This window comes from Sphingomonas faeni (assembly GCF_030817315.1).
GTDB classification, from domain to species: domain Bacteria; phylum Pseudomonadota; class Alphaproteobacteria; order Sphingomonadales; family Sphingomonadaceae; genus Sphingomonas; species Sphingomonas faeni_C.
Genome location: NZ_JAUSZF010000001.1, coordinates 3,572,255 through 3,598,712 on the forward strand (window position 1 = coordinate 3,572,255; position 26,458 = coordinate 3,598,712).

General features: G+C 65.3%; 26 protein-coding genes and 1 tRNA gene. 22 read left to right on the forward strand and 5 right to left on the reverse strand.

The window, feature by feature from the left end; genetic code table 11:
• Position 1 precedes the first annotated feature (1 nt).
• Positions 2 to 1,168 (reverse strand): glycosyltransferase, encoded by a 1,167-nt coding sequence (locus QFZ54_RS16570; RefSeq protein WP_373458561.1) that lies wholly within the window; start codon positions 1,166 to 1,168, stop codon positions 2 to 4.
• A gap of 558 nt (positions 1,169 to 1,726) precedes the next feature.
• On the opposite strand from QFZ54_RS16570, the gene QFZ54_RS16575 reads away from it, so the two are divergent.
• The 18 genes from QFZ54_RS16575 (at position 1,727) to QFZ54_RS16660 (ending at position 19,046) form a co-directional block, all read left to right on the forward strand.
• Entirely contained in the window at positions 1,727 to 3,742 is a 2,016-nt protein-coding gene (locus QFZ54_RS16575; RefSeq protein ID WP_373458562.1) for a DNA-packaging protein, read from the forward strand.
• Positions 3,743 to 4,074: 332 nt separating this feature from the next.
• A complete protein-coding gene (locus QFZ54_RS16580; protein ID WP_307088914.1) occupies positions 4,075 to 5,196 on the forward strand; it encodes a phage portal protein in 1,122 nt (373 codons plus the stop codon).
• Positions 5,196 to 5,501 carry a DUF6127 family protein gene (locus tag QFZ54_RS16585; RefSeq protein ID WP_307088916.1) on the forward strand — a complete coding sequence of 102 codons (306 nt, stop codon included), beginning with the start codon at positions 5,196 to 5,198 and terminating at the stop codon, positions 5,499 to 5,501. The genes QFZ54_RS16580 and QFZ54_RS16585 overlap by 1 nt, the downstream gene beginning before the upstream one ends.
• Positions 5,489 to 5,875 carry an HK97 family phage prohead protease gene (locus QFZ54_RS16590; protein ID WP_307088918.1) on the forward strand — a complete coding sequence of 129 codons (387 nt, stop codon included), beginning with the start codon at positions 5,489 to 5,491 and terminating at the stop codon, positions 5,873 to 5,875. Before QFZ54_RS16585 ends, QFZ54_RS16590 begins: the two co-directional genes overlap by 13 nt.
• A 225-nt stretch (positions 5,876 to 6,100) precedes the next feature.
• On the forward strand, positions 6,101 to 7,102 hold the full coding sequence (locus QFZ54_RS16595; RefSeq protein WP_307088920.1) for a phage major capsid protein: 1,002 nt from the start codon (positions 6,101 to 6,103) through the stop codon (positions 7,100 to 7,102).
• Between the two features lie 122 nt (positions 7,103 to 7,224).
• A complete protein-coding gene (locus QFZ54_RS16600) occupies positions 7,225 to 7,785 on the forward strand; it encodes a head-tail connector protein (protein WP_307088921.1) in 561 nt (186 codons plus the stop codon).
• 14 nt (positions 7,786 to 7,799) lie between these two features.
• Positions 7,800 to 8,165, forward strand: a complete 366-nt coding sequence (locus QFZ54_RS16605; RefSeq protein ID WP_307088924.1) for a DUF3168 domain-containing protein — start codon at positions 7,800 to 7,802, stop codon at positions 8,163 to 8,165.
• A gap of 84 nt (positions 8,166 to 8,249) precedes the next feature.
• A complete protein-coding gene (locus QFZ54_RS16610; RefSeq protein WP_128453819.1) occupies positions 8,250 to 8,657 on the forward strand; it encodes a phage major tail protein, TP901-1 family in 408 nt (135 codons plus the stop codon).
• A 179-nt stretch (positions 8,658 to 8,836) separates the two neighbouring features.
• The gene (locus tag QFZ54_RS16615) at positions 8,837 to 9,151 is read left to right on the forward strand and encodes a gene transfer agent family protein (RefSeq protein ID WP_307088926.1); all 315 of its coding nucleotides are present in this window, start codon (positions 8,837 to 8,839) and stop codon (positions 9,149 to 9,151) included.
• A 65-nt stretch (positions 9,152 to 9,216) separates the two neighbouring features.
• A complete protein-coding gene (locus tag QFZ54_RS20500) occupies positions 9,217 to 9,339 on the forward strand; it encodes a phage tail assembly chaperone (protein ID WP_373458607.1) in 123 nt (40 codons plus the stop codon).
• Positions 9,332 to 9,880 carry a tail tape measure protein gene (locus QFZ54_RS16625; protein WP_373458563.1) on the forward strand — a complete coding sequence of 183 codons (549 nt, stop codon included), beginning with the start codon at positions 9,332 to 9,334 and terminating at the stop codon, positions 9,878 to 9,880. The genes QFZ54_RS20500 and QFZ54_RS16625 overlap by 8 nt, the downstream gene beginning before the upstream one ends.
• 250 nt (positions 9,881 to 10,130) lie before the next feature.
• Entirely contained in the window at positions 10,131 to 12,419 is a 2,289-nt protein-coding gene (locus tag QFZ54_RS16630) for a DUF2460 domain-containing protein (protein WP_307088930.1), read from the forward strand.
• A gap of 150 nt (positions 12,420 to 12,569) precedes the next feature.
• Positions 12,570 to 13,367, forward strand: a complete 798-nt coding sequence (locus tag QFZ54_RS16635) for a DUF2163 domain-containing protein (RefSeq protein ID WP_307088931.1) — start codon at positions 12,570 to 12,572, stop codon at positions 13,365 to 13,367.
• A complete protein-coding gene (locus QFZ54_RS16640) occupies positions 13,364 to 13,735 on the forward strand; it encodes a peptidoglycan endopeptidase (protein ID WP_307088933.1) in 372 nt (123 codons plus the stop codon). The genes QFZ54_RS16635 and QFZ54_RS16640 overlap by 4 nt, the downstream gene beginning before the upstream one ends.
• A gap of 1 nt (position 13,736) precedes the next feature.
• On the forward strand, positions 13,737 to 15,881 hold the full coding sequence (locus QFZ54_RS16645) for a phage tail protein (RefSeq protein WP_307088935.1): 2,145 nt from the start codon (positions 13,737 to 13,739) through the stop codon (positions 15,879 to 15,881).
• A gap of 22 nt (positions 15,882 to 15,903) precedes the next feature.
• A complete protein-coding gene (locus tag QFZ54_RS16650) occupies positions 15,904 to 16,419 on the forward strand; it encodes a DUF2793 domain-containing protein (protein WP_307088936.1) in 516 nt (171 codons plus the stop codon).
• Positions 16,420 to 16,527: 108 nt separating this feature from the next.
• Positions 16,528 to 17,619 carry an OmpA family protein gene (locus tag QFZ54_RS16655; protein ID WP_307088938.1) on the forward strand — a complete coding sequence of 364 codons (1,092 nt, stop codon included), beginning with the start codon at positions 16,528 to 16,530 and terminating at the stop codon, positions 17,617 to 17,619.
• A 608-nt stretch (positions 17,620 to 18,227) separates the two neighbouring features.
• Entirely contained in the window at positions 18,228 to 19,046 is an 819-nt protein-coding gene (locus QFZ54_RS16660) for a shikimate 5-dehydrogenase (protein ID WP_307088940.1), read from the forward strand.
• Positions 19,047 to 19,051: 5 nt separating this feature from the next.
• Here QFZ54_RS16660 and ygfZ read toward each other — a convergent pair whose 3' ends face one another.
• Positions 19,052 to 19,789, reverse strand: a complete 738-nt coding sequence (gene ygfZ, locus QFZ54_RS16665) for a CAF17-like 4Fe-4S cluster assembly/insertion protein YgfZ (protein WP_307088942.1) — start codon at positions 19,787 to 19,789, stop codon at positions 19,052 to 19,054.
• 116 nt (positions 19,790 to 19,905) lie between these two features.
• Between ygfZ and pyrC the strand changes: the two genes are divergently transcribed.
• Positions 19,906 to 20,943, forward strand: coding sequence for a dihydroorotase (gene pyrC / locus QFZ54_RS16670; protein ID WP_307088944.1), 1,038 nt, complete (start codon positions 19,906 to 19,908; stop codon positions 20,941 to 20,943).
• Positions 20,944 to 20,973: 30 nt separating this feature from the next.
• Here the strand turns inward: pyrC and QFZ54_RS16675 are convergent, their stop codons facing one another.
• A complete protein-coding gene (locus QFZ54_RS16675) occupies positions 20,974 to 21,318 on the reverse strand; it encodes a hypothetical protein (protein WP_307088945.1) in 345 nt (114 codons plus the stop codon).
• A gap of 184 nt (positions 21,319 to 21,502) precedes the next feature.
• Positions 21,503 to 22,279, reverse strand: a complete 777-nt coding sequence (locus tag QFZ54_RS16680) for a DUF1134 domain-containing protein (protein ID WP_307088947.1) — start codon at positions 22,277 to 22,279, stop codon at positions 21,503 to 21,505.
• Between the two features lie 331 nt (positions 22,280 to 22,610).
• Between QFZ54_RS16680 and QFZ54_RS16685 the strand changes: the two genes are divergently transcribed.
• From QFZ54_RS16685 to QFZ54_RS16695, 3 genes are all read left to right on the forward strand, one after another.
• Positions 22,611 to 22,703 (forward strand) — tRNA-Ser (locus QFZ54_RS16685).
• Positions 22,704 to 22,942: 239 nt separating this feature from the next.
• Entirely contained in the window at positions 22,943 to 23,875 is a 933-nt protein-coding gene (locus QFZ54_RS16690; RefSeq protein WP_307088949.1) for a hypothetical protein, read from the forward strand.
• The gene (locus QFZ54_RS16695; RefSeq protein ID WP_307088950.1) at positions 23,868 to 24,485 is read left to right on the forward strand and encodes a hypothetical protein; all 618 of its coding nucleotides are present in this window, start codon (positions 23,868 to 23,870) and stop codon (positions 24,483 to 24,485) included. The genes QFZ54_RS16690 and QFZ54_RS16695 overlap by 8 nt, the downstream gene beginning before the upstream one ends.
• Positions 24,486 to 24,891: 406 nt before the next feature.
• Here the strand turns inward: QFZ54_RS16695 and QFZ54_RS16700 are convergent, their stop codons facing one another.
• Complete coding sequence (locus tag QFZ54_RS16700) at positions 24,892 to 26,244, reverse strand: SLC13 family permease (RefSeq protein ID WP_373458564.1); 1,353 nt, start codon at positions 26,242 to 26,244, stop codon at positions 24,892 to 24,894.
• Between the last annotated feature and the right edge of the window lie 214 nt (positions 26,245 to 26,458).

Consider the following 26,458-nt stretch of genomic DNA (forward strand, 5'->3'; position numbering starts at 1 on the left):
GCTACGAACTGTCCGCGCATTCGCCCGGCGCGGACGGGGTTGCGGGGTTTCTGACTACCTCGACGATGCGAGGACATGGCGCCCCGCCTCCGCTGGAACGCCTAACTACGAGAGTTATCAGCGCTCCACATCCTTGGCTTGTAGACGTCACCGATAACTTATCGCACGCCGGGCTGCGAAAAGGATGTCCTTCATCATTGGTGCGGGACCTAGTCGGGGTGTTTTCCAGCCGATGTACCAGCCTTCGACCAAATTTCTTCGTCAGCGCTTTCAAGGCAGTTGCCTTGTCGGCGTCTCCGTATGCCATTGCCCGGCGCGAGTATAAGGTGGCAACTTTGTGGTATAGGTCCGCTATCGAAGCTGCCTGCTTCACGTCGAAACGCGGATCGGTCGTATCGAGCGTTTCCGTGATGCGCTGCAGTGCCGAAGACCGCGCCACGGCGGCGTTGCTCCTGCGCGAGAACTCGGACAGACCGTTCCCTGCCTGGCTCGTGAGATGTCGTCTTTCACTCGCCTTGTCCAAGCCGAAGACGTTTTCGGAATGCTGCCGATAATATGCCAGTTTCTCATCCAGGAACTTCGTCGCGCCAAGACTGGTCGCAAGGAAATACATCCACTGGTCATGTGCCATCGGCGCATGCGACGCGGAATTATGGTCTATCGTTCCCTCGCGTAACGACGAGAAGTGGTTCAGCGACGATCTGAAGACCTGGGTGAAGCCTCGCGGGCACCCCCATAGCCGTCGCATCATGTTCGATTGAACCGGGTTGCGCTCGAGGCGTTCGTTGCCGATCGAGTCGGCCTCGACGGGCTCCCCCCGCATGATGAACGCGTCGTGGTGACACAGCAGGATGCTCGGATCGTCGAATACCGCAATACATCGCTCGATCTTGTCGGCCGCCCAGATGTCGTCCTGGTCGCAGAATGAAATCAGGTCCGAGGTGCACAAGGACGCGGCCTTCATGAAATTCGCGCCGTAACCCAACCGTGCTTCATTCTTATGAAGATGAACATCGAGGCTGGATCGGTTCTTGAATTCGACGAGAATGTCCCACGTGCCGTCGGACGACATGTCGTCGGTGATGACTATTTCATCGGGCAATCTGGTTTGAGACTCGATGCTTGCGAGCTGTTCCCCAAGGTGCTTCGCACCATTGTAGGTCGCCATTGCAACGGAAATAGTCCTCATCCCTGGCTCTCTCGATTTGATTTATATTCGAACGGCCGACTGCGATCAGGGGTTTCGATCCATTGCCCCGTTGCTTGCCAGTATGGCGAACCCGACTACCGAGCAGCGTTAGAGGGGCGGGCGGATCATGGCACCTGCTGACGACGCAATCTTGTCCCGAACCTGACCGAACGACCGGATTTAGGCAAGTCGCCGTCGCACCAAACGTCTGCGTTTAAACCTTTGAGGACCAAGCCTAATGCGTCGCTGGCGCATTCGGGGCGAGGCGCGAAGCCGGTGGACGGGGTGGGGGTCGTCCGCCGATCGAGACGCGACGCTCGGGTAATCCCATCGTCGCCATCAACTGCGAACCATATCGGTTAAAAGCGCTTGACATCGTCACGCTCGTTTGGTACATAACAGGAACGCTGAAGAATTGTAGGTCGGGCTGACGGCTTGGCCGGGAAGGTCGGGACGGTCGGGGTGAGAGCCTCGGGGGTCGCCGGCCTTTTTGCGTTCTGCGGTTGGATCGGGCGGTTCGGGAAGTGGGGGCTCAGCATGGCGATCGGGGTGGGTGTGGTCCTGAACGGGGGCCGAAATCGCGTCACGCAGGCGCGGACGGTGCGCAAGGACGGGTGGACCGCGGCACGACGCGAGGGGTTCCTGCTAGCGCTGTCGATGACGGCGAACGTGACGACGGCGGCGATCGGTGTCGGGATCACGCCCTCGGGGGCGCATGCGCTGCGGCGGCGGGAGCCGGCGTTCGCGGCGCTTTGGGCGGAGGCCCTAGTCAGCGGGTATGATCGGCTGGAGGAGGCTTTGCTGATGATTACGCTGGCGGGGCTGCGGGGCGAGCCGGCAGTTTGTTGCAGGGCCGATGCCGGGGTTCGGGGCGATGCACCTGTCAGGGTTGCAGGCGGTGCAGGTCGGGATGTCGATGCTGGCGCGCTTTCGGGCGGCGCAGGCGGGCGGCAGTGGCGGCAAGCGGCCGCAGCATCGGCGGGCGACGGTGTCGGAGACCAACGCTTCGATCGCGAAGAAGCTGGATTCGCTGGCGCAGCGGTTGCGCGCGTCTTCGGTCGAGGGCGAGGCATGAGCGACGATCTGGAGGGCGCGGTGGCGATCGATGCTTCAGTCGATGCCCCAGTCGGTGATGCGCTCGACGAGAGAATCGACGATGAGCTCGATGATGAGCTCGACGAGAGATTCGATGAGACGTTGGGCGAGGGGGCCGAGGTGGAGGGTGACGCGCCTCGCGATGTCATTGCGGAACTGGCGGTGTTGCCGGCGGCGCGGCGGGCTACGCTGCTCGGGCGGCTGACGTCGGCGGAGCGGCACGAACTGCATGACCGGTGGGCGATCTGGGCGCATCCGGGGCAGCATCTCGCGGCGGGGGATGCGCGCGACGACTGGCGGGTCTGGGTGATCCTGGCGGGGCGCGGGTTCGGCAAGACCCGCGCCGGGGCGGAGTGGGTCAGTCAGGTGGCTCGGGACAATCCGGGGGCCCGCATCGCTCTGGTCGGGGCGACGATCGAGGACGTGCGGCGGGTCATGATCGAGGGGGAGAGCGGGCTGCTCGCGGTGGCGCGCGATGACGAGGAGCCGGTCTGGCGGGCCGGGCTGGGGGAGCTGCGGTTTGCGAACGGGGCGTTGGCTTCGGCCTATTCCGCGGAGGCGCCGGAGGGGTTGCGCGGGCCGGAGCATCACATGGCGTGGTGCGACGAGGTGGCGAAATGGCGCAACGGGAATGCGACCTGGGACAATCTGATGATGGGGCTTCGGCTGGGGACGCTGCCGCGGATCGTGGTGACGACGACGCCTCGGCCGGTGGCGCTGTTGCGGCGGATCCTGGCTTTGCCGGGGGTGGTGCGGTCGCAGGGGCGGACCGCGGATAACCTGCATCTGCCGGTGAGCTTCGTGGAGTCGATGACGGCGTCTTACGCGGGGACGCGGTTGGGGCGGCAGGAGCTGGATGGCGAGCTGATCGAGGATGTCGTGGGGGCGCTTTGGACGCGGGCGTTGGTGGAGTCGCGGCGGAAGGCCTTTGCGCCCGAGGTGACGCGGGTGGTCGTCGGGGTCGATCCTCCCGCCGGGAGTGTTTCCGGGGGGCCTGGGGATGCCTGCGGGATCGTGGTCGTGGCGCTCGGGGTCGATGGGTTTGCGTATGTGCTGGAGGATGCGAGGGTGTCGGGGGCTAGTCCGGAGGGATGGGCTCGGGCTGTTGCCGAGTGTGCCGAGCGGCACGGGGCCGACCGGGTGATCGCGGAGGCCAACCAGGGGGGGAAGATGGTGGGGAGCGTTCTCTCTGGCGCGGACCGGGCGATGCCGGTGAAGTTGGTGCATGCGGCGCTGGGGAAGGTGGCGCGGGCGGAGCCGGTGGTGGCTTTGTATGAGTCCGGGCGGGCCTGGCATGTGGGGGCGTTTCCGGATCTTGAGGACGAGCTTTGCGGGCTGATTGCGGGCGGCGGGTATGAGGGGCCGGGACGGTCGCCTGATCGGGCGGATGCGCTGGTTTGGGCTATGACGGAGGTGATGCTGGGGCCGCGGGCGCGGGTTTCGGTTCGGGTGCTTTAGGTTTGCTCCCGTCTTGGTGGTGAGGGGTAACGGGTTGTTTCCTCCCCTCCCTGGAAGGGAGGGGCTGGGGGTGGGTCGGCCGGTTTTTGCCGCGGGGGTCTGGATATGCGGAAGCCGACCCACCCCCTACCCCTCCCTTCCAGGGAGGGGGGGAAAGGGGTTTTTGCCCTCTCCCTGATGGGGAGAGGGAAGGAGGAGCCGTAGGCGACGGGAGGGTGAGGGGTGGTTGGGATTGGCGTTCCTAGCCTCACTCCCCTCTCCCTCCCACGCGCAAGGGCGCGTGGGCCCCTCCCTCTCCCCGGAGGGGCGAGGGAATTTACAGGAGATCATCCATGAAATTGTTCGGGTGGAAATCCGGGCGCGATGAGTCGCGGCCGGTGTTGTCGCGTGCGCTCAGCGCGCCTGGGTTTCAGGGCGCGTTTGGGGATGTGCCGTACTCTTACGAGGCGCAGGTGCGGGCGGGGTATCTGGGGAATGCGATCGTCCAGCGGGCGGTGAAGCTGGTGGTGGAGTGCGTCGGGTCGGCGCCTTTGGTGGCTTCGGATCCGGCTCTGGTCGCGTTGGTGACGGCGCGGTCCGGGGGGCAGTCGCTGATCGAGACGGTGGCGGCGCAGATGCTGTTGCATGGGAATGCGTATGTGCAGGTGCTGCGCGACGTCGATGGGGGCGCGGCGGAGTTGTTTGCGCTTCGGCCCGAGCGGGTAGCCGTTGAAGCGGACTCCAGTGGGTGGCCGGCGGCGTATCGGTATCGGGTCGGGGAGCGGGTTACTCGGCTGCACGCGGATGCGGTTCGGCCGGAGGTGATCCACCTGAAGAGCTTCAATCCGGTCGATGATCATTATGGGTTGGGGTGTTTGGGGGCGGCTTCGGGCGCGGTGGCGATCCACAATGCGGCGGCGCGGTGGAACAAGGCTTTGCTGGATAACGCGGCGCGGCCTTCGGGGGCGCTGATGTACGATCCGAAGGATGGCGCGGTGCTGTCGACGGAGCAGTTCGAGCGGTTGCGGGGGGAGCTGGAGGCGTCGTTCTCGGGGGCGGGGAATGCGGGGCGGCCGATGCTGCTGGAGGGGGGCCTGAGGTGGCAGGCGTTGAGTCTGTCCCCTGCCGATATGGATTTCGTGGGGACGAAGGCGGCGGCGGCGCGGGAGATCGCGCTGGCGTTCGGGGTGCCGCCGATGTTGCTCGGGCTGCCGGGGGATAACTCTTACGCGAATTACCGGGAGGCTAACCGCGCGCTTTGGCGGCTGGGGGTTTTGCCGTTGGCGTCTTCGGTTTTGACGGGGATCGCTCAGGGGTTGGCCGGGTGGTTCGAGGGGGCGGCGATCTCGGTCGATCTCGATCGGGTGCCGGCGCTGGTCGAGGATCGGGAGCGGCTTTGGGGGATGGTGTCTGCGGCTTCGTTTCTTAGCGATGCGGAGAAGCGGGCGCTGCTGGAAATTCAGGAGGTGGTCTGATGGATGGGGTGGTTTTGGCGCAGTTGATGCGGCAGGGGGCTGAGCGGGGCGTGGACCTCGTGACGTTGCGGGCGATCGTGGAGGAGGCTGGGGAGTTGGGGGCGGCTCGGGCCTTGGCGCGGGTTGCTTTGAGTGACGAGCGGGCTCGGGAGGACGTGGCGGAGTTGCGCGAGCTGCTGGCGGCGTGGCGGGATGCGAAGCGGTCGGTTTGGAAGGCGGTGGTGGGGTGGATCGCTCGGCTGGCGATGGCGCTGATGCTTGCGGGGCTGGCGGTGAAGCTGGGGTTTGCCGCGTGGTTGAAGTGATCCCCGGCGAGGTGGCGTTCGCTGGGTATGCGGCGGTGTTCGATGTCGTCGATCGGGCGGGGGATGTGGTGCGGCGGGGGGCGTTCGCTGGGGCTGGGGTGGTGCCTTTGTTGTGGCAGCATCATGGGGGGGCGGTTGGTTTGCTCGCGTCGGTTCGAGAGGATGCGCGGGGGTTGCGGGTCGAGGGGGTGGTTGAGGATCCGGAGCTGGCTCGGTTGGTGCGGGGTGGGGCGGTGGCTGGGCTGTCTGTCGGGTATCGGGCTTTGTCTGTGCGGCAGGGGGTGCGGCGGGAGTTGCTGGAAGTGACGCTGGTGGAGGTTAGTTTGGTGGCGGTTCCTATGCAGGCTTTGGCTCGGGTCGAGGTGGTGGCTTAGCGACGTGTCCTAAAACCCTCTCCCCGTCGGGGAGAGGGACGGAGGAGCCGTAGGCGACGGGAGGGTGAGGGGCTTTGGGGTGGGTGTTCCTAGCCTCACGCCCCTCTCCCTCCCACGCGCAAGGGCGCGCGGGCCCCTCCCTCTCCCCGTAGGGGCGAGGGAATTTCGAAGTTTCATTGGGCGTCCTGCGGGGCGCCTTTTTTCGTTTCATGCGAGGAGATGGACATGGGTGTTGTTGACCGGCCGGTTCTGGAGGGGGCGGCGCCTCTGGGTGTCAGTGCGGCGTTTGCGGGGTTCGTTCGGACTGGCGCTACGTTGGAGATGAAGGCTTTTACCGGGGTTACTGGGGACTCTGGCGGGTTTGCGGTGCCGCGGGAGATCGATGCTCAGATCGATACTTTGCTGAAGGCGGTGTCGCCGATCCGGTCGATCGCGAACGTGGTGAAGGTTGGCTCGGCCGGGTATCGCAAGCTGGTGACGGCGAGCGGTACGCCTTCGGGGTGGGCGGCGGAGGATGCGGCGCGGCCGCAGACGGCTTCGCCGGTGTTCGTCGAGATCGCGCCGCCTACGGGGGAGCTGTATGCCAATCCCTCGGCGAGCCAGGCGATGCTCGACGATGCCGCGTTCGATGTCGAGGAGTGGCTGGCGGGCGAGATCGCTATGGAGTTTGCGAAGGCCGAGGGGGCGGCTTTCGTGTCCGGGTCGGGCGTGTCGCGGCCCAAGGGGTTTCTGACGTCGGCTACTGCTGCGACTGCGGATGGGGTGCGGGCTTTCGGGACCTTGCAGTATCTGGCTAGCGGTACGGCGGGGGACTTTTCGGCGAACCCGCAGGAGCGGTTGATCGATCTGGTTCAGTCCTTGCGGGGGCCTTATCGGCAGGGGGCCAGCTTCGTCATGAATGCGGCGACCTTGGCGCGGATTCGGAAGTTCAAGACGACGGATGGCGCGTTCGTCTGGGCGCCGAGCCTGGCGGCTGGGGTGCCGGCTACGCTGCTCGGCTATCCGGTGGTGGAGGCCGAGGACATGCCGGACATTGCGGCGAATGCGCTGGCGATCGCGTTCGGGAATTTCCGGGCTGGGTATATTATCGCCGAGCGGACCGAGACTGGGATCCTGCGTGATCCTTATACCAACAAGCCTTTCGTCAATTTCTACGCGACCAAGCGGGTCGGTGGGTGCGTGACGAATTCCGAGGCGATCAAGTTGATGAAGTTCTCGGTGGCTTGAGGGACGGGGAGGGGTTTGGGTCGAGGAGTGCTCGTTCCAACGCCCCTCTCCCTCCCACGCGCAAAGGGCGCGCGGGCCCCTCCCTCTCCCCGGAGGGGCGAGGGAAGATAGGAGACATCGTTATGACGGGGTCGGCGATTTCTGCCGGGGTGATCGCTGAGGTGGTCGTCGCGGCTAGGGCTTTGTTGCGGGTGGAGACGGGGGAGGATGCGGTGCTCTCGCGGTTGGCGCAGACGGCTTTGCTGCTGGGGGAGGCTTTTCTGGGGGCGGCGGTGATTGGGCGGCCGTTCGAGGATGTGGTGACCAGTGCGGCGGGGTGGCGGCGGTTGTTGGTTGCGCCGGTTACCGTGATTGCTGGGGTTACTGGGTTGCCTGGCGAGGGGGCTCCGTTCGTGTTGGCGGTCGGGGCTTATGCGGTCGATATCGATGCGGATGGGGTTGGTTGGGTTCGTGTCCTGGCGGCGGGGTCTGCTGGTCGCGTGGCTGTCGCGTATTCGGCCGGGCTTGCAGTGAGCTTCGAGGCGGTGCCCGCCCCGATCGCGCAGGGGGTGGCGATGCTGGTGGCGCATCTGTTCGATCACCGGGAGAGCGATGTGGCGCCGCCGGCGGCGGTGGCGGCTTTGTGGCGGCCGTATCGGCGGATGCGGTTGGGTCTTGGGGTGCAGCCCGGAACCTTGGCGTGAGTGCGCGGGGGGTCTTGCAGACTGCCGTCGTGGCTCGGCTGAACGCGGTGTTGGATGTCAGCGTGTTCGATGCGCCGCCGGTGCGTGGGGGGCTGCCTTACGCGGTGGTCGACGAGCCGGTGCTGTCGGACTGGAGCACGAAGACCTGGGTCGGGCGGGAAGGGCGCGTTCTGCTGACGCTGTTCGATGGTGGGGAGCGGCCGGTTCGGGTGCGCGCTCTGCTGGCCGCGGCGGAGGAGGGGTTGGAGGCGCTTCCGGCCGATCTTGGTGAGGGGTGGCGGGTGGTTCGGTTGGCGCTGGTTCGGTCTCGGGTGCTGCGGGTTGGGGATCGGTGGCGGGGGACGTCGGAGTTTCTGGTGCGGATGTACCGGGAGAGTTGAGCTTCGAGACTTGGGAGATGCACCGCGAAGGCGCGGTGCAGGCTGGGTCCCCGCCTTCGCGGGGAAACATGGAGGGGAGCTGACATGGCGGTGGAGAAGGGGAGTGCGTTCCTGCTGAAGGTGGGGAACGGGGCGGCGCCGGTGGTCTACGCGACGGTCGCGGGGCTGCGGACGACGCAGATGTCGGTGAATGGGGAGGCTATCGTTGTCACCACGAAGGATTCCGGGGGGTGGCGGCAGTTGCTGTCGGGGGCTGGGGTTCGGAGCGTTTCGGTTTCGGGGGCTGGGGTTTTTACCGGGTCGGTGGCGGAGTTGCGGGTGAAGGCCAGCGCGCTGTCGGGCGTGCTGGATGATTATCGGCTGGCGTTCGAGGGCGGGGATACGATGACGGGGAAGTTCCTGGTTTCTCGGCTGGACTATGCCGGGGATTTCAATGGGGAGCGGTCTTATACGCTCAGCCTGGAGAGTTCTGGGGCTGTTGTTGTGGGTTAGGTTTGTCCCTTTTCCCTCTCCCTCTCGGGGAGAGGGAAGGAGGAGCCGCTTGGCGACGGGAGGGTGAGGGGTTTTGGGATTAGCGTCCTGAGCCTCACTCCCCTCTCCCTCCCACGCGCAAGGGCGCGCGGGCCCCTCCCTCTCCCCGGAGGGGCGAGGGAATTTGGAAGGATTCTATCATGACGGATTTGGCGAATTCGGTTCGGGGGGAGGGGGCTCTTCGGGTTGGGGGGGAGACTCTTGTTTTGCGGCCTAGCTTTGCGGCTTTGGTGGCCGCCGAAAGCGAGTTGGGGTCCTTGTTTGCGCTGGTCGAGCGCGCCGCCGACGGAAAGCTTGGGATTGGGGAGATGGTGGGGCTGTTCTGGCATTGCCTGCGCGAGTGTCCCGAGGGGGTTACTCGGGAGCGGTTGGGGGAGGCTGTCGTCGAGGCGGGGCTGGCGGCGGTCACGCCGGTGTTGCGGGTGCTGTTGCGGCAGATCCTGGCGGGGAAGTGACGTTTTCCGACAGCGCTGGGCGGCTCGCCGGGTTTGCGGGGGCGGTGTTGGGGTGGGGGCCGGAGGTGTTCTGGCGGGCTACGCCGGCGGAATTGGCGGGGGTCGTGGGGGCTTTGGTGGGCGACGTTACGGCGCCGCCGGATGCTTCGACGATCGCGCGGCTGAGGGGGGCTTTTCCTGATGGATGATCTTGATGCGGCTTTGGTGAGTGTGCGGGCGGACACCGCTGGATTTTCGCGTGATGTCGAGGCGATGCGGGGGGAGTTGGAGGGGGTGCTCGGGAGCGGGGCGGAGCGGGCCGCGCTTCGGCTGGAGGTGGGGCTGTTGCGGGCGGTTCGGTCGGGGAAGCTGGGGTTCGAGGAGCTGAAGGGGGTGGCTCTGTCGGCGCTGGATGCGATTGCTTCGGCGGCTTTGAAGGCTGGGGTGCAGTCTGTTCTTGGCGGTGGGGGGGTGAGTGGGGCGTTGGCAGGGTTGGTTGGTGGGTTGCCTGGGCGGGCGACCGGCGGGCCGGTTTCTCCGGGGCGGGCTTATGTCGTGGGGGAGCGGGGGGCGGAGGTTTTCGTGCCTACCTCCAGCGGGCGGGTTGAGGTTGGGGCGCCGGGGGGCGGGGTTCGGGAGGTTAGGGTGGCTATTACGGTGAATGCTGTTGGGGGGAGTGCTGCGGGGGTGCTGGCGCAGTCGGGGCGGCAGGTGGCGAGGGCGGTTAAGGCGGCTTTGGCGGTGGAGTGAGGCGGCAGCGGCGTAGGGCTGCGGCGGATAGCCGTCCTCCGATCCGTCATTCCCGCGCAGGCGGGAAGCCATACTGGCTGGCCGACGGGAATGACCGCTGGCGTTCGAGGTTATGGGTCCCCGCTTCCGCGGGGATGACGGAGAGCTGTGGGTGGGCGTTCCTAGCCTCACTCCCCTCTCCCTCCCACGCGCAAGGGCGCGCGGGCCCCTCCCTCTCCCCGTAGGGGCGAGGGACAGTAGGAGAACATTTATGGCGCATTGGCTTTGCTCGGCTCGGACTGTGCAGGTCGAGGGAGGTGTGTCTCGGTTCGATCCTCGGTTTTGGACGGTGGATTTTCCTCGGCCGATGATGGCTTGCGTAGTGACTACCGGTCCTGACGCGCTGCGAGTGGATGCGGTGTTTTATAAGGCGGACGATCTGGCGGGGGTGATCTGGGAGGCGGTGGATCGCTTCGATCATCCTTTGTTGAAGTATGAGACGTCGCGGGATTTTCGGGACTGTCGGCTGCGGTTTCGGTGGCGGTCTTCGGGGGTGATGGTGCTGGATGCGATCAATGGCCCGACACTCACGATCGAGGGGCGGGATGCGGCGGGGGTGGCTCGGTCCTGGTATGTGCGGTTGTGGAATTATGCGGTGGGGGCGCCGGAGGATGCGGTGGTCTCGCTCGATTTCGCGGCGATGGTCGGCGGGTATGAACTGCCCGAGGATAGCGATCCGGTCTGGGCGGGGGATGTCGACCGGATGTTCGTGTCGGTAGTGCCGTCGGACTATTCGGGGGCGGATGTGGCCCTGGCTGCGCCGCGCGAGGGGTGGGTCGAGTGGACCGATCTCGTCTGCGACGGGCCGGGGGCGGTGCTGGCGATCGGCGATGCCGTGGTGCCGGAGCAGGGGGTTCGGATCGCTGGCGGGTATGACGATAGTTATAACCTGACGCCGGCAAGGGCGCTGCGGAATGCGCTGCATCTGGGGTATCGGGGGAGCATCACGCATTATGTCGGGATGAGCCATTATTTCCGGCTTGAGGGGGCAGGCGGCGGGTTTTACGTTTCGGCGGCGGGGGGCGTCTTGAACGCGGCTTGTGCGGCTTGGCATCGGGACTTTGCGGGGCGGGCCAAGGCGCTGGGCTTCGATGTCATCTGGTCGCTGAGTTACGAGCTGTTCGACGCGCATTGCTGGGGCGACTGGAAGCAGCGGACCGCCGATGGGTCGCCGGCGCTGACCGGGTGGGAGCCGCCGTCTACGTTGCTGTCGCCAGCGCATGACGGGGCGATGGGGTATCTTCAGGCGGTCGCGCGGGCTTTTATCGGGATCGCGGTGGCGGCGGGGTTGGCGGCGAAGTTCCAGGTCGGCGAGCCCTGGTGGTGGGTGATGCCGGATGGGCGGCCGTGCTTCTATGACGCTAGCGCGGTGGCGGCGTTTGCACCGGTGGCGATCGCGAATATCCGGCGGTCGAAGACGCCTGCACAGATCGTGACGCTGGATGCGGCGGGGGTTTGCCTGGCGGCGTCTACGGCGGCGCTTGTGGCGGCGGTCAAGACGGTCGCGCTTTCGCTGGGGGCGGGGGGGTGCGTGTCGCATCTGCTGACGTATTTGCCGACCGTGCTGGATGCGAAGGCACCGGAGGCGAAGCGCGCGAACATGCCGGTGGGGTGGGCCAGTCCTGCTTTCGATGTGCTGCAGCTGGAGGATTACGACTGGGTGACGGCGGGGGATAGCGTGTCGTCTGCGGAGGGCGTGGCGGTGGCGTTCGCGCGGCTGGGGTATCCGGTGGAGAGGCAGCATTATCTGTCGGGGTTCGTGTTGCGTCCTGACCAGGCGGCGGAGTGGGGGCTGATCGAGGCTGCGGCCGAGGTGGCTCGGGCTCGGGGGGTGGCGGAGACGTTCCTCTGGGCGCTGCCGCAGGTGATGCGGGATGGGTTCGTGCATTTCGATAATTCCGGGGGAGACGAGGCCGTGGATGCGTTCGATGACGTGCTGTTTCCGTTGGAGCTGGGGCGCGAGGCCGAGGTGGCGCCTGGGTTTTCTACTGCGATCCTGACGAGTGCCGGGGGGCGGGAGGCTCGCAATGCTGCGTGGGCCGAGGCTCGGACGTCGTATGATGTGGGGCCTGGGTTGCGGAGCGAGGCGGATATCGGCGTGCTGCTCGCGTTCTTTCGGGCGCGGATGGGGGCCGCGCGGGGGTTTCGGTTGCGGGATCCTTTCGACTTTGAGGCTGTGGGGGAGGTGGTTGGGGTTGGCGATGGGGTCTTGCGGCGGTTTGCTCTGGTGAAGTCGTATGGTGCGATGGAGCGGCGGATTACTCGGCCGGTTGCTGGCAGTGTTTCGGTGGCTTTGGGGGGCGTTGGGACTGCGGCGTTCTCGGTGGAGGCTGGGGGGTGGGTGGTGCTGGATGTGGCGCCTGCTCCGGGGGCGGTGGTGACGGCGGGGTTTGCGTTCGATGTGCCGGTTCGGTTTGCGGAGGATCGGTTGAGCGTGGCTCGGGCTACGTTTCTGGCTGGGGTGGCGGCTAGTGTGCCGCTGGTCGAGGTGCGGGAATAACCCTCTCCCTTCAGGGGAGAGGGAAGGAGGAGCCGTAGGCGACGGGAGGGTGAGGGCACGCGTTTTGGTGTGCGTGCCCTCACCCTCCCGCGCTTCGCGCGGGCCCCTCCCTCTCCCCTGAAGGGAGAGGGGGTTTTGGAGGAGACGCTCATGTTTCTGGATGTGGAGCTGGCTACGATCGCGCTGTGCTGGCGGATCGAGCGGCGGGATGGGGTGGCGGTGGGCTTGACCGCGCATGATCGGGATCTGGTGGTGGATGGGCTGGTGCACCGGGCGGCGCCGGGGATGACGCCTTCGGCGATCCAGCGCGCCGATGGCCTGGAGGCGGATACCATGGATGTGGCGGGGGCTTTGACGAGTGCCGCGATTGGGGAGCGGGATTTGTTGGCGGGGCGCTGGGATGGGGCTCGGGTTGTGCTGTTTGCGGTGGACTGGACCGATCCGACTGCTCGGGTGGAACTGGGCGAGGGCCTTATTGGCGCGGTCGAGTTGGGGAATGGCGGGTTCACCGCGGAGTTGCGGGGGGCGAGTGCTGCGCTGGATCGGGCGGTGGTGGAGGAGACGTCGCCGGAGTGTCGGGCGGAGCTCGGGGATCGGCGGTGCCGGGTGGCGATGGCGGGGCGGCGGCGGTTTGCTCGGGTTGTTGCGTGCGTGGGGGCGGTAGTGACGCTGGATGCTGGCGCTGACGGGCTTGGGGGTGGGCTGTTGCGGTGGTTCGGCGGCGCGAATTGTGGGTTGGAGAATGCTGTCGCTCGGGGTGTCGGGATGGCGGTTACTTTGCGGGCGGTGCCGGCGTTCACCGTGGAGGCGGGGGTGCTGGTCGAGGTCGTGGAGGGGTGTGACAAGAGTCTCGCCACGTGTGCGGGGCGGTTTGGGAATGCGGTGAACTTTCGGGGGGAGCCGTATTTGCCGGGGATCGATCTTCTCACGCGGTATCCGGGGGCTTGAGCGCCGTTGCGGACGCTGCGCTTGCGGCGGTGGGGACGCGGTTTCGGTTGCATGGGCGGGGTGTGGATGGGCTCGATTGTGTCGGGCTGGTTGCGCTGGCTTTGCGGGCTGGGGGGTATTCTGGCGAAGTTCCGAGCGGGTATTCGCTGCGAGGTGGCGATTGGGGTTTGCTCGATCGGGTGCTGGTGCGGGTTGCCGAGGTGGTGGCGGGCGACGTGCTGTTGATGGCGGCGGGGCCGGGGCAGGTTCATTTGGGGATCAGGACGGCGGGCGGCTTCGTGCATGCGGACGCTGGGTTGCGGCGCGTGGTGGAGCGGCCGGGGATGCCGCCTTGGCCGATCCTTGGGGTTTGGCGGATGGAGGGGTGACATGGCGACCTTGGTATTGACGGCCGTGGGGAGCGCGGTGGGCGGGCCGATCGGGGGCGCGATCGGCGCCTTGATCGGGCGATCGGTGGACGGCGCGGTGTTCGGGCCGCAGCGGCGGGAGGGGCCTAGGCTGGTCGAGCTGGCAGTGCAGACTTCGTCTTATGGGGCGCAGATTCCGAAGCTGTTCGGGACGATGCGCGTGGCGGGGACGGTGATCTGGGCGACCGACCTGATCGAGACGCGGGCCTCGTCTCGGAGTGTGAAGGGGCAACCTAGCACCTCGACCTATTCCTATGCGGCGTCTTTTGCGGTGTTGCTGTCGGCTCGGGCTATTCGCGGCGTGGGGCGGATCTGGGCTGAGGGGAAGCTGCTGCGGGGGGCCGCAGGGGACTTCAAGACGGCGACCGGGTTTCGGCTGCATCTGGGGGGTGAGGACCAGGCGGTGGATCCTTTGATCGCGTCTGCGGAGGGGGCGTCGCCGGCGTATCGCGGGTGCGCCTACGCCGTGTTCGAGATGTTGCAGCTGGCGGATTTCGGGAATCGCATTCCTTCGCTGACGTTCGAGGTGATTGCGGACGAGGGGCTGGTGCTGGTTTCGACGATCGCGAAGGCGCTGGCGGGGGAGGTTTCTGGGACTGCTGCGCTGGCGGTGGGCGGGTTTGCGGCGTCGGGCGGGAGCGTTCGGGCGTTGCTGGAGATGTTGGGGCAGGCTGGCGGGGCCTGGTTTGCGCCCTCCGGAGCCGGGTTGGTGATGCGCGATGCGGCTGGGGTGACCGTTGTCGTCGCCGACGAGGGGTTTGCGGTTGAGGGGAAGGGCGTGCGGCGGGCTCGGGCGGTCGCGGCGATCGAGACTGTGCCTCGGACCGTGACGGTCGGCTATTATGACGCGGCGCGGGATTACCAGGCGGGGGTGCAGCGGGCTCGGCGGCCGGGGGCTGGTATGCGCGATGAGCGGGTCGAGGTGCCGGCGGTGCTGGAGGCGGGCGCGGCTAAGACGATGGCGGAGGCTATGCTGGCGCGGGCCGAGGCCGGGCGGGTTCGGCGAACCGTTGCCGCCGGGTTCGGGGCGATGGGACTCGCGCCGGGCGCTTGCGTGACGATTTCCGGGGAGGGCGGCGTCTGGCGGGTGGCCGACGTCAGCATCGAGGGGATGGTGACGACGTTGGGGCTGGTGCCGTTGGTGGCAGCGTCTTTGCCGGCGAGTGCCACCAGCGGGCGGGTTTCGGGGGCGGTGGATGCGGTCGTGGGGGCGACGATCGTGCGGGCGTTCGAGGTTCCCGGGCTGGAGGACGCGCCGTTGTCCGCGCCGCGGATGCTGGTCGTCGCGGCCGGTACGGGCGCGGCGTGGCGGCAGGCGGCCTTGCTCTACAGCCTCGATGACGGGGTGAGTTGGGTGGCGGCCGGCGCGACGGCGGCGCCGGCGGTGCTGGGGACGATCGCGGTCGTTGCGCCGGGGGCTCCGGCTGCGCTGGCCGATCTGCGGGGGGCGTTCGAGGTTACGCTGGCGCATGCGGATATGGACCTCGGCGATGCGGATGCGGCGGCGCTCGATCGGGGCGTTAACCTGGCTTTGCTGGGGGACGAGCTGTTGCAGTTCGGACGGGCGGAACCGCTGGGTGGCGCGCGGTGGCGGTTGAGCCAGTTGCTGCGTGGGCGGCGGGGCACCGAGGCTGCGGCGGGCATACAAGTGGTCGGGGATCGGTTCGTGACGATCGAGGCGGATACGGCGCGGGCGCTCGACCTGCCGGTGTCAGTGCTGGGACGCGAGGTGCGCGTGATCGCGTCGGGCGTGGGCGACGATACGCCGGTGGAGACGCGGTGCGTGATGCGCGGTGCTTCGGTGGTTCCGCCTTCGCCGGTGCATCTGCGGTTCTCCAGCGAAGCCGATGGCGGCGCGACGGTGCGGTGGACGCGACGGAGCCGGGCAGGGTGGCGGTGGATCGACGGGGTCGACGCGCCGCTGGCCGAGGAAACCGAAGCGTACCGCGTGACGATTACGGCCGGCGCAACCGCGCGAGACGTCGAGGTGGCGGAACCTTCGGTGTCGGTGCTTGCGGTCGAGCGCGTCGGGCCCGTCAGCGTCGTCGTCCGGCAACGCGGGATCTTCGGCGAGTCCCTGGCGACGGAACTGATCGTACCGGCCTGATAATCGAACGGGAGAACGAATGATGAGCGACGACAGCACTTCGCGGCTGGCATTGCCGTTGCTGCAACCGGGACAGGCACAGAAGGAAACGACGCATAATGAAGCGCTGACGTTGCTCGATCTCGCGGTGCAGGCGAGCGTGGTGGCGGTGGGAACCAACGTGCCGCCGGTAGCGCCGACGCCTGGAAGCACGTGGATCGTCGGTACCGCACCGACCGGCGGCTGGGCCGAGCAGGCGCGGGCGATCGCCGGGTGGACGAGCAGCGGCTGGCGGTTCCTAGCCGGTCGGGAGGGCATGACCGTGTGGAGCATCGCCGACGGCCAGCCGGCTCGGTTCGGTGCGGGGACCTGGACGCTGGGCGTACTGGCCGGAGAGCAAGGTTTCGATCGGCGGGGTCGACGTCGTGGGCGCACGTCGCGCAGCGGTTCCGGACCCGACGGGCGGAACCGTCGTCGACGGCCAGTCGAGAGCGACGATTGGTGCCATATTGGCCGTGTTGCGAGGCCACGGACTCATTTCCGTCTAAAACATCCATAAAACTGTGTCGTTCCAGCAACACTTCTAACTTTTGTCAGCTTGCGTGGAAACAAGCCCGAGGATAGGGAGTTTGCGATGTCCGTGTGACACTCATGAAAGGGGATTTATATGCGGAAGCTTGCCGTCGTTCTGGCACTCGCCTCCACCGCACTCGCCACTCCCGCCCTCGCCCGCGACAAGTCGTGGTACGTAGGCGTCGAAGGCGGTGCGATGATCGTTGAAGACATCGACTATGATATCGGCGCATTGAACAATGCCGGTTCGGTCGATCATGACTATGGTTACGATGTCGACGCCGTAATGGGCTACGACTTTGGCGGTTTCCGCCTCGAAACCGAAGTCGGCTACCGTAAGGCAACCGTGGACGGCTTCTCGTCGACCACGCCGGTTGGCGGCTTTGCAGCCGGCAACTACAGCGGTGCTGGTGGTTCGTCGTCGGCTCTCAGCTTCATGCTGAACGGCCTTCTGGACTTCGGTCCGGACGATGGCATCCAGGGCTTCGTCGGCGGCGGCGTCGGTGTCGCTCGCGTCAAGGCGCAGTACGGCATCACCAACGCAGACTTCCTGAACGACTCGGACACCGTGTTCGCGTATCAGGGCCTGGCCGGTATCCGTGCACCACTGACCGACCACATCGACGCGACGCTGAAGTATCGTTTCTTCAACGCCGAGAACGTCAAGCTGGTCGACAACTCGAACCGCGTGTTCGACGGTCGCTTCCGTTCGCACAGCATCCTTGGTGGTGTGACGTACAACTTCGGCGAGCCTGCTGCTCCGCCGCCGCCGCCGCCGCCGCCGCCGCCTGAGCCGATGGCACCGCCGCCGCCGCCAGCTCCGGTTGAAGTCGTCTGCTCGCCTGGTCCGTTCATCGTGTTCTTCGAATGGGATAAGTCGGACATCACGCCTGAGGCAGCGTCGATCCTCGACAACGCCGTCACGCAGTACCAGTCGTGCGGCAACGCACAGGTCATGCTGGCAGGTCACGCCGATAAGTCGGGTTCGGCATCGTACAACGTCGGTCTGTCGCAGCGCCGCGCAGATGGCGTGAAGGCATATCTGTCTTCGCATGCCATCCCGGACAGCGTCATCTCGACGGAAGCATTCGGCGAGAGCCGTCCGCGCGTCGAGACCGCCGATGGCGTTCGCGAAGTGCAGAACCGTCGCGTGGAAGTCACCTACGGTCCGGGTTCGGGCCAGTAAGACTTTCGCCAACCGACTCTCGGGTCGGTTACGGAATGAAGATCGGGGAGGTCAGCGCAAGCTGGCCTCCCTTTTCTTTTGTGCTTTTTGCGCGGGGCTGGCCGGTCGCGAGGGCGGCGGCTTCGGCTGGCGTTGATTTAGTTCACGCGGAGGCGCGGAGAGTAAGAGCGGAGATGGATCTTTCTTGGCGAAGGTCGTCCGCGAATGCAGCTTTTGACGATTGGCTTCGCCGGGGCGGGGCCATGGCGGGAAGGCTGTCCAAACCTTCTTCTTACTCTCCGCGGCTCCGCGCCTCCGCGCGAACAAAATCAACGTTCGGGCCTTTCGCGACGGCGGCGTTTGGCGGAACGCCGATGTGTTCACGCGAAGGCGCAAAGGCGCGAAGAGGGTTTTGCGTGGGGCGGGGTTTCCTGCTTCTTGAATCTTTTCAGTGCTATCGCGCCTGTGCCGTCAGGTCGCAGCGCCTCGCCCGGAGTCGGGCATCTTCGCGCCTTTGCGCCTTCGCGTGAGCATATCTGCTGCCTGGATACCGTGAGCGAGCGTCGTTGCGACGCTCGCGCCTTCACCCAAGCGTATCCACGCTATACTGGGACGGAGCGAACGAGGAGATGTCGATGAAACCGCTGATTGGACGAGACACGCGGTTGTGCATGTCGTTGTCGGCGCGACCGGGGAATTTCGGGTCGCGGTTTCATAACCGGCTGTACGAGCTGACCGGGCTCGATTTCGTCTACAAGTCGTTCTCGACCACCGACTTAGATGCTGCGATCGGTGGAATCAGGGCGCTCGACATTCGCGGGTGCGCGATCTCGATGCCGTTCAAGGAGGCGGTGATCCCGCTGCTCGACGCGTTGGCGCAGTCGGCTAGCGCGATCGACAGCGTGAATACGATCGTCAACGACGGCGGCGTGCTGACCGGGCACAACACCGATTATGGCGCGGTCGTCGATCTGGTCGCGGATCTCGATCGGGCGATGCCGTTCGCGGTGCGAGGATCCGGCGGGATGGCGAAGGCGGTGGTGGCTGCACTCGGCGACAGCGGTTTTCGGGACGGGACGATCGTCGCGCGGAACGAAGCGGCCGGACGCGCGATCGCGGATCGGTATGGCTTTGCCTGGGCGGCGGAACCCGCGGGCGAGGCGGCATTGCTGGTCAATGCCACGCCGCGCGGGATGACCGGAGCGGATGCCGATGTGCTGGCGTTTCCGCAGGAGATGATCGCCGCCTGCACCGTAGCGTTCGACGTGGTGCAATATCCGGTCGCGACGCCGTTTCTACGTGCCGCGGCTGAGGCGGGAAAGCGGTGTATCACCGGGGCGGAGGTGGCCACGCTCCAGGCGTTGCAGCAGTTCGTGCTGTATACGCGCGTGACGCCGTCACCGGCTCAGGTAACGGACGCTGCGGACTGGGCTCGTGCGCATCCCTGAGTGAGTCAGTCGTTCGGCGTTTCCGTTAGTGCTGCGGCGAGCCAGGGTGGCGTGAGCGCGTCGCCAAGTGCTTCGATGCGGCGGTGTTCGACCATCAGGCCAAGTTCGGGATAGGTGACGCGTGTCCGTCCGCTCGGTTCGGTGAACGGTGCGACGACCAGGCGGCGGTTGACCTTCGCGCGGTGGTGCATCCGCGCGGTATTCTCCTGGCCGACGTAACACCCCTTGGTGAAGCTCACGCCGTTCAACTCGCGCGCGTTGCATTCGAGCCACAGCGTCTCGCCGGCGCCGAGTTCGCCGACTCCCTCGGTCACGCCGAGCGACAGGCGGTGGGCGTGCCAGCCGATTGCCGGTTCGGCTTGGGGTCCGAGCCAGCGGCGGCCCAGCTCCGCGAGCCGAGGATCGGGAACGCCGCGGTCGCCTTTAACGGCCCAATGCACGGCGAGATCGTCGGGCACGAGCGTGATCGCGCGGCGCAGGCGGTAGAGCGAGAGGCGCTTGGTCAACGCTTCGGCTTGCGCGGCCTCTACGTCGATCAATACGTCGGTGCCGTCCGCCCACAGGATGAAGTCGAACAGCACCTTGCCCTGCGGCGACAGCAACGCCGCCCAGGCGGGTGCGTCCGGCGTGAGCAAGGCGGTGTCGGCGGTGACCAGCCCCTGCAGGAAGCCGCGTACGTCTTCGCCGGCGACGCGGATCACGCTGCGGTCGGCGAGCATCGTTCCGGGGAGATCAGTGTCCATCCGTACCACCTAGTGCGTGCGCGGCGATTTCCAACCGAAGCCCGAATCCGTCGATGCGCCAAAAACCCGGGCTTGGCCGTCTGGCGTCGCGGGACGTGCGCCGATAGGAAGGCGGCATGACCGACCGCCTCACGATCCGCCGCCCCGATGACTGGCACGTCCACCTGCGCGATGGCGCGATGCTGGAGGCGGTGGCGGGGCATACCGCGCGGCAGTTCGCGCGGGCGATCATCATGCCGAACCTGACCCCGCCGGTGACCTCTATCGAGGCGGCCAAGGCGTATCGGGGGCGGATCATGGCGGCGCTGGGTGAAGGGGCTAACTTCACCCCGCTGATGACGTGTTACCTCACCGACGGGACCGATCCGGTGGAGCTCGAACGCGGCTATGCCGAGGGCGTGTTCACCGCGTGCAAGCTGTACCCCGCGCATGCGACGACCAACTCCGCGCACGGCGTCACCGATATCCGCGCGCTGACGGCTGTGCTGGAGACGTTGCAGCGGATCGGCATGCCGCTGCTGATCCATGGCGAGGTGACCGACAAGTCGATCGACATCTTCGACCGCGAGGCGGTGTTCGTCGAGCGCGTGCTGACGCCGCTAGTGCGCGATTACCCCGGCTTGAAGATCGTGCTGGAGCATATCACGACGGCCGAGGCCGCCGCGTTCGTGGCGGAGGTGGATCATCCGATCGCCGCGACGATCACGCCGCAGCATCTGTTGATCAACCGCAACGCGCTGTTCGACGGGGGGCTCAGGCCGCATGCCTATTGCCTGCCGGTGCTGAAGCGCGAGACGCACCGGGTGGCGGTGCGGCGGGCGGCGGTATCGGGGTCGCCGCGTTTCTTCCTGGGTACCGACAGTGCGCCGCATGTCGTCGGGGCGAAGGAGTCCGGGTGCGGGTGCGCCGGGATCTTCAACGCGCCGTTCGCGCTGGAGGCGTATCTGCGCGTGTTCGACGAGGAGGGCGCGCTCGACAAGTTCGAGGGGTTCGCGTCCGAGCATGGCGCGCGGTTCTATGGGTTGCCGCTGAACGAGGACACCGTGACGCTGGTGCGCGGTGATGTCGAGGTGCCGGGGGTGATCGGTACGGGGGAGACGGCGGTGGTGCCGTTTCTGGCGGGGACCAATGTGGGGTGGCGGTTCGAGGGGTAGCGCGCGCTTATCGGCTGCTCGTATTCTCCGTCAGGGTGACGGGGGGTTGAGCCGATCGAGCCACAGCCGCGCTTCCTTCTGCTCGCCGACAGCACTCGCGCTGACCGGGCCTCGCGCGGCGAAGAAGTCGCGGTGGAGCGCGAAGGGTTCCAGCATCAGGCGGTCGCGCATCGCGTCGATGTCGGTGCCCATCTCGGTGAGCGCGGCGATGGTTGGCGCAATCGCGGCGCGGACGCGGCGGTCCTGGGTGCGGTCGAACAGGCCCAGCGAACCGGCTGCGGTCTTCTCGAGTGCGGCGACGAGCGTGTCGCGGTAGTCGGTTTCCAGGTCTTCGCGCTGGGCGTCTAAGCGGGCGAGGCGGTCGGGTTTTGCCATTTGCCGGGGGTAGCGGTTGGGGTGGGGGCGTCAACTTTTGTGCTGGGTTTTTGAGGGTGGGGGTATACGCTGGAGTTGCGGTTTGGGCGCGCGCCGTGGGCGAAGCCCACGTCGTCGGACGGGCTGAAGCCCGCCGGCCGGGCTTGTCGGAGTCAGCCGGGCGTGGCCGGCTGCCCGACTGCGCCTAAAACGGCAACCACCTCGATTTATGCGTAATATTCATATACCCAACGTTCACGCCTGCGCGCCAGCCCACGCCCAACCGGATCGGGATAAGGACGACGTTGCCGCGGCGGAGATAGGTCGCGGCGAAACCGCCGACCAGGTACAGGCGGCCCTCTACCGCGGGGAAGCGTTTGTAGAGTTCCTCGGTGTCGTAGAGGTTGTAGACCAGCACGAAGACCTTGTTCGCGTCGCCGCCGATGTCGAAACCGACCGACGGCCCGGTCCAATAGACCGGCTGTTGCCCCTCGACCTTGTGGCTCATGATCCCAGAGCCATAGCGGACGCCGAGCACGAACGCGCCCGAGGCTTCGCGGCCGGCGATGTAGGCGTTGGGCTGGCCCTGGTCCTTGAGGATGTTCTCGAGAATGCCGCCAAGCCCCGCTGCGCCCTTGCCGAACACGCCTTCGCCAGCCGCGAGCAGATCGTCGCGCTGGTACGTGTCCGCCGCCTGCATGGTCGCCTCGGCCCGCGTCTCGGGCGTCGGTGTGTTGGTCGTGGCGGCGGGGGGCGGGGGCGCCGCATCCTGGACCGGCGTCTCCGGATAGGCGGGGCGCGACGGCTGGGTGTTCGTCTGCGCGCGCGGCGGGGCGGAATACGCCTGCGGGGACAGATCCCCGTCGATCGCCTGGTTGGGGTCGATCGTCTGCACCTGCGCCGACGCACGCGCCGCGCCACCCACGGCACTCCCGCAGAGGGCAGTCGCAATGGCACCTAGGCCAAGCCAGAAGCTACGCATGTCGATCCCCAAACTCGTCGAAAACACGGGAGGCGCCCCGAAGCAGGGCGGTCAACCGCTGAGCCACGAGTTAACCCCTGAGGCCCGAGTTAACCAGCGTCGGGCTTGCCGCGCAATGAACGAACGCGCCGAGCCTGTCGAATTCGGGCGAATTCGCGGTGAACGGGTTGGCGGACGTTAGATGAGCCGTGGGCGCGGCGCGGGGTGTGACGGGGGCGGGAGCGCGTCGGGCAGAACTGCGATACAGGCGGGCGCGAATAAAGCGCCGGACGCGATTACAGGCGTTGCCCCTCGCGCCGACCCTCGCTATAGCCCCGCATCTGCTGCAGCCGGAGACGTGGGTGAGTGGCTGAAACCAGCGGTTTGCTAAACCGCCGTACCGGGTTTACTGGTACCGAGGGTTCGAATCCCTCCGTCTCCGCCAATAGCCTCTTAAAATAAATGAAAACAAAGCGAAATCTGGGAACGGCACTTGCTGTCCCACATTTGCCCCTCGCGAGATCGGCTATAGGCTGGGCTTGATCTGCGGCCGATGCTACGTCGAAAATATCGGCGGTCTCAGTGTGGGCGTCGCCAATTAACGTCGCGCTTCGCATACAATTCTCATTACGATAGGCTGTTAGCCTAGGGCTGTGCGACGGTCATTTGGTGAGGGGGTGAAAGTTGGCGAAAAGAAAGCGTGAGGAAGCGACGGTCAGCTTTCATTACCTCGTGAGGGAGAAGCGCGCCGAAGGCGTTGCGCCTGAAGTCGTGCCATTTACCGACGAGCAGTTCAAATCGTTCTGCGAGCATCTTGTAGCCCAGCCCGACATTGATTTGACCGATGATGTGACATGCAAGAACCTGAGGACGACGATCAACGCCCCGGTTGAGAAGTGCGAGCAGGTCAACGAGCGAACCGTCTTTGGTCGATTTCGTTCGCTCTATTCCGGCCATTCCTACGACAACACTGACGTTGGCGAAGTCCCCCATAGCAGCGTGAGCCTTCGGCCATTCTTTTTCCTCGCCTACCTGTCGGAAAGCGGGCGCATCTACATCGGCAGTCAGTACCTTGGTCAGTTCGGCGGTTACAGCGCGTTATACCGCACCCTTCGGGACTTTTTGCCCGATGGCGCCGTATCACATTCTTTTAGGCACGACGCTACGTCCTACAAGGGTGCGAGGCCGAAGGAAATTCGGGTCAACTTTTCGCGCAAGCCTACGGAAATAACCGACGTTCCGAAGTTCGGTCAACGCGGCGCTATGTCCTTCAGGCAAAGCTCCAGTAAAGACGAAGAATTTAATACGACTGTTTCCACTAAGTTGCTAGCTAAACTTGGCCAGTCGGATGCGGTGCTGAAGCAAGCAATCGCGGATATGCTTTCTGGAAATGAATTACTCGATATAAGTGATGATGATATTGAAGATTGCACTGTCATAGCGACAGTGAACGGCAAAAACCGCACGATCAATATTATTGAAGCGGGGCATTTTGCTACGCGTTTTCAACTTGAAATCGAAGACTACGTTAAAGGCCATCCTGACCGGGAAAAGAGCAAGGTAGCTACGCTCAAGCTATTGGAAAAGCAGATCATCGAAAAAAGCGAGAATGTTTAACGTACGACGCATTGTACGTAATAACGACGCGACGTTTTATGACTTCAATTCTCGGGAGAGAAAAAGTCAAGCGCCGCGCTACGTCGTCGTGTGCGCTGTTTCGATCATTGCCGCTATCGTGTGCCCGAAAGTTTCCGACAACCTTCTCGCTGGCGTACTGGCGGTTCAGTCCATTTTGCTCGGTTTCACCGTCAACGTGATGTTCTTTTTGCTCGGAAACCGCGAGAAAGAAACGCCGGAAGGCACGTCGATTGAGGCGAAGCTTCGTTCAAAGCGCCTACGCGACCTGTATCACGAATTATTCTACAACGTATCCTACTTCAATTTGATCGCCGTCACTTCGATCATCGTTGCGACGGGGCTACTTTTGCCAACGCCGGAAGTACCGGGATTTCTTCGCGACCTTCAGCCGGTCGAAGCGTATGTGAATTGGCTTGGCACGTCGAAGCTGCCCACATTGGTTAGCGCCATCGTTCGCGGCGGTGCGATGTTCGCATTTTACGTTATCTCGATTGAGGTCGTCTTCACCATCGCGCGCGTTATCGGTCGAACGTCCTTCTATTTCGAACGGAAGATGGGCGAAGTGCGAAGCGCTACCGATCATCAATAGTGATTTTGAACGAGGGAATGGGCGGATAATCCGTCCGCCATTTACTATGTTAACCGACCAAAAAAGACGTTGTTAAATTTGGAGGTTTGACGCCGCCTCGCATGCCTCGTCCAAGCACCGTGGTTTCAGGCGGACAAGACGTCTTCAGATTTCATTCGTCGGTCGGGCGTCGCGGTGCCTTGATGACGGGGGTGTGGCTCGGTTCCGGGCAACGCTGGTCACTCTGGCGGGTCGCTGATTGGACCTATCGCTATATCATGCCGAGGCGGGTGTTCCCGAGCGCGGGGGCGTTGGCGCTCTATGGCATTATCGAGGCTGACCGGATTTTGGTGATCGAAGCCGAACTGGGGTTCGTGAAAGCTCGGCGGTTGGCATGTTCGGCGCGCCGATGGGAGCGTCGTCGACGTTAAAGATGTACCCGATCCTTCACCACGTTACGATCTGCTTCGATCAAAACGGGAAGAAGGTCTGGATCGCCAGGATGGCGACGGCATAGGTGATGAGATTGAGGGGTAGGCCGACCTTTACGAAGTCCATGTAGCGGTAGCCGCCCATCTTGGTAGACGATCACGTTCGTCTGATAGCCGAACGGCGTTGCGAAGGCGGCACTGCCTGCCATCATGACCGCGACCAGGAACGGCCTTGGGCTTACGCCCAGGCTTTCCGCCAGGGCGACCGCGATCGGTGTGACCAGTACGGCGACCGTGGCATTCGACAGCAATTCGGTCAGCACCATGGTGATGCCGTAGAGCACGATCAGCGCGGTCAGCGGGCCAAACTCCTGCATCGATCCGACGAGAGCGCCGGTCGCCTCGGCTGCGAGACCGCTTTGTTCCATCGCCATGCCGATCACGACCATGCCGGCGATGAGGATAAGGATCTGCGGGCGCAGGCCGCCATAGGCCTCGTCCGCGGTGATGACGCGCAACAGGATCAGCAGCACGGCCCCTGCAAAGGCAGACGCGGCAATCGGTGCGATCCCCGCTGCCGCGACGGCGATCGCAGCGACGAACACGGCGAAGGCGATGGCCGCCTTTACGGGTTGGAACGGACGGTGCTTTTCGAACAGCGACGAGTCCCCGATCTGCGCGCCCGGCACCTCGATCTCGATCTCGCGTGCGGCCGTGACGGGGGCCGGATCGGAGATGCTCCCGCGCATCAGTTTGCCGCTGAACAGGAAAAGGTAGATCGCGCCGGCGAGTGCCATCGGCAGTCCGACAGGCGTGATTTCGAACATGCCGAAGCGCGGCTGCCCCGCGACGCGCGCCATGTCATCGACCAGCAGGTTGGTGGACGTGCCGATCAAGGTGCAGCAGCCGGTCAGGACCGTGATATACGACAGCGGCATCAAATAGCGTTTGGGTGGCAGCTTCAACGCGGTGGCGACGTCGCGCACGACCGGTGCGCCGAGAACCACGATGGGCGTGCTGTTGAGAAAGCAGGACACCACACCGATCGCGCCCAGCATCAGCCATATGCCGATCGATCCCAGTCGCTTGCACATCTTTACCGCGGCTTCGATCGCCCGATCGAGCAGGCCTGACAGTTCGAGTGCGTAGGCAATGACGAACAACGAGGCGAGCGCGATGATCGCAGGACTCGCAAAGGCGCCCTGCACCTCGATCGGACGGACGACCCCGGTGATCAGGAGCACGGCGGCCCCGCTTAGCGCTACGACGTCCGAGCGAACCTTGTCCCAGATCAGCGCCGCGACGACCACGACCAGAACGACGAGCGTCAGGACTTGATCGATCGTCATGCTTGCATCTGCGGGGCAGGTACGATGCCGGGGACGATGCAAGGGACCAGGCGGGGGACGATGCAACAGCCGAGCAACATGGACATCGCGGTAGGGAGCGTAGTCATAGCCACCGGGTATGCGAATTTGACTGGTTTTGCTATCGGTGCGGAATGAACGAGCCAACCTTGCGGAAAAGTCGTCTTGCCCTGGCTGGCGGTATTGCAGCGGCTTT

What these genes read in the sequence shown, in the direction of transcription:
- QFZ54_RS16570 (WP_373458561.1), bottom strand. Translation starts at nt 1,168, where the DNA reads ATGGCGACCTACAATGGTGCGAAGCACCTTGGGGAACAGCTCGCAAGC.
- QFZ54_RS16575 (WP_373458562.1), top strand. Translation starts at nt 1,727, where the DNA reads ATGGCGATCGGGGTGGGTGTGGTCCTGAACGGGGGCCGAAATCGCGTC.
- QFZ54_RS16580 (WP_307088914.1), top strand. Translation starts at nt 4,075, where the DNA reads ATGAAATTGTTCGGGTGGAAATCCGGGCGCGATGAGTCGCGGCCGGTG.
- QFZ54_RS16585 (WP_307088916.1), top strand. Translation starts at nt 5,196, where the DNA reads ATGGATGGGGTGGTTTTGGCGCAGTTGATGCGGCAGGGGGCTGAGCGG.
- QFZ54_RS16595 (WP_307088920.1), top strand. Translation starts at nt 6,101, where the DNA reads ATGGGTGTTGTTGACCGGCCGGTTCTGGAGGGGGCGGCGCCTCTGGGT.
- QFZ54_RS16600 (WP_307088921.1), top strand. Translation starts at nt 7,225, where the DNA reads ATGACGGGGTCGGCGATTTCTGCCGGGGTGATCGCTGAGGTGGTCGTC.
- QFZ54_RS16610 (WP_128453819.1), top strand. Translation starts at nt 8,250, where the DNA reads ATGGCGGTGGAGAAGGGGAGTGCGTTCCTGCTGAAGGTGGGGAACGGG.
- QFZ54_RS16615 (WP_307088926.1), top strand. Translation starts at nt 8,837, where the DNA reads ATGACGGATTTGGCGAATTCGGTTCGGGGGGAGGGGGCTCTTCGGGTT.
- QFZ54_RS16625 (WP_373458563.1), top strand. Translation starts at nt 9,332, where the DNA reads ATGGATGATCTTGATGCGGCTTTGGTGAGTGTGCGGGCGGACACCGCT.
- QFZ54_RS16630 (WP_307088930.1), top strand. Translation starts at nt 10,131, where the DNA reads ATGGCGCATTGGCTTTGCTCGGCTCGGACTGTGCAGGTCGAGGGAGGT.
- QFZ54_RS16635 (WP_307088931.1), top strand. Translation starts at nt 12,570, where the DNA reads ATGTTTCTGGATGTGGAGCTGGCTACGATCGCGCTGTGCTGGCGGATC.
- QFZ54_RS16645 (WP_307088935.1), top strand. Translation starts at nt 13,737, where the DNA reads ATGGCGACCTTGGTATTGACGGCCGTGGGGAGCGCGGTGGGCGGGCCG.
- QFZ54_RS16650 (WP_307088936.1), top strand. Translation starts at nt 15,904, where the DNA reads ATGAGCGACGACAGCACTTCGCGGCTGGCATTGCCGTTGCTGCAACCG.
- QFZ54_RS16655 (WP_307088938.1), top strand. Translation starts at nt 16,528, where the DNA reads ATGCGGAAGCTTGCCGTCGTTCTGGCACTCGCCTCCACCGCACTCGCC.
- QFZ54_RS16660 (WP_307088940.1), top strand. Translation starts at nt 18,228, where the DNA reads ATGTCGATGAAACCGCTGATTGGACGAGACACGCGGTTGTGCATGTCG.
- ygfZ (WP_307088942.1), bottom strand. Translation starts at nt 19,789, where the DNA reads ATGGACACTGATCTCCCCGGAACGATGCTCGCCGACCGCAGCGTGATC.
- pyrC (WP_307088944.1), top strand. Translation starts at nt 19,906, where the DNA reads ATGACCGACCGCCTCACGATCCGCCGCCCCGATGACTGGCACGTCCAC.
- QFZ54_RS16675 (WP_307088945.1), bottom strand. Translation starts at nt 21,318, where the DNA reads ATGGCAAAACCCGACCGCCTCGCCCGCTTAGACGCCCAGCGCGAAGAC.
- QFZ54_RS16680 (WP_307088947.1), bottom strand. Translation starts at nt 22,279, where the DNA reads ATGCGTAGCTTCTGGCTTGGCCTAGGTGCCATTGCGACTGCCCTCTGC.
- QFZ54_RS16695 (WP_307088950.1), top strand. Translation starts at nt 23,868, where the DNA reads ATGTTTAACGTACGACGCATTGTACGTAATAACGACGCGACGTTTTAT.
- QFZ54_RS16700 (WP_373458564.1), bottom strand. Translation starts at nt 26,244, where the DNA reads ATGACGATCGATCAAGTCCTGACGCTCGTCGTTCTGGTCGTGGTCGTC.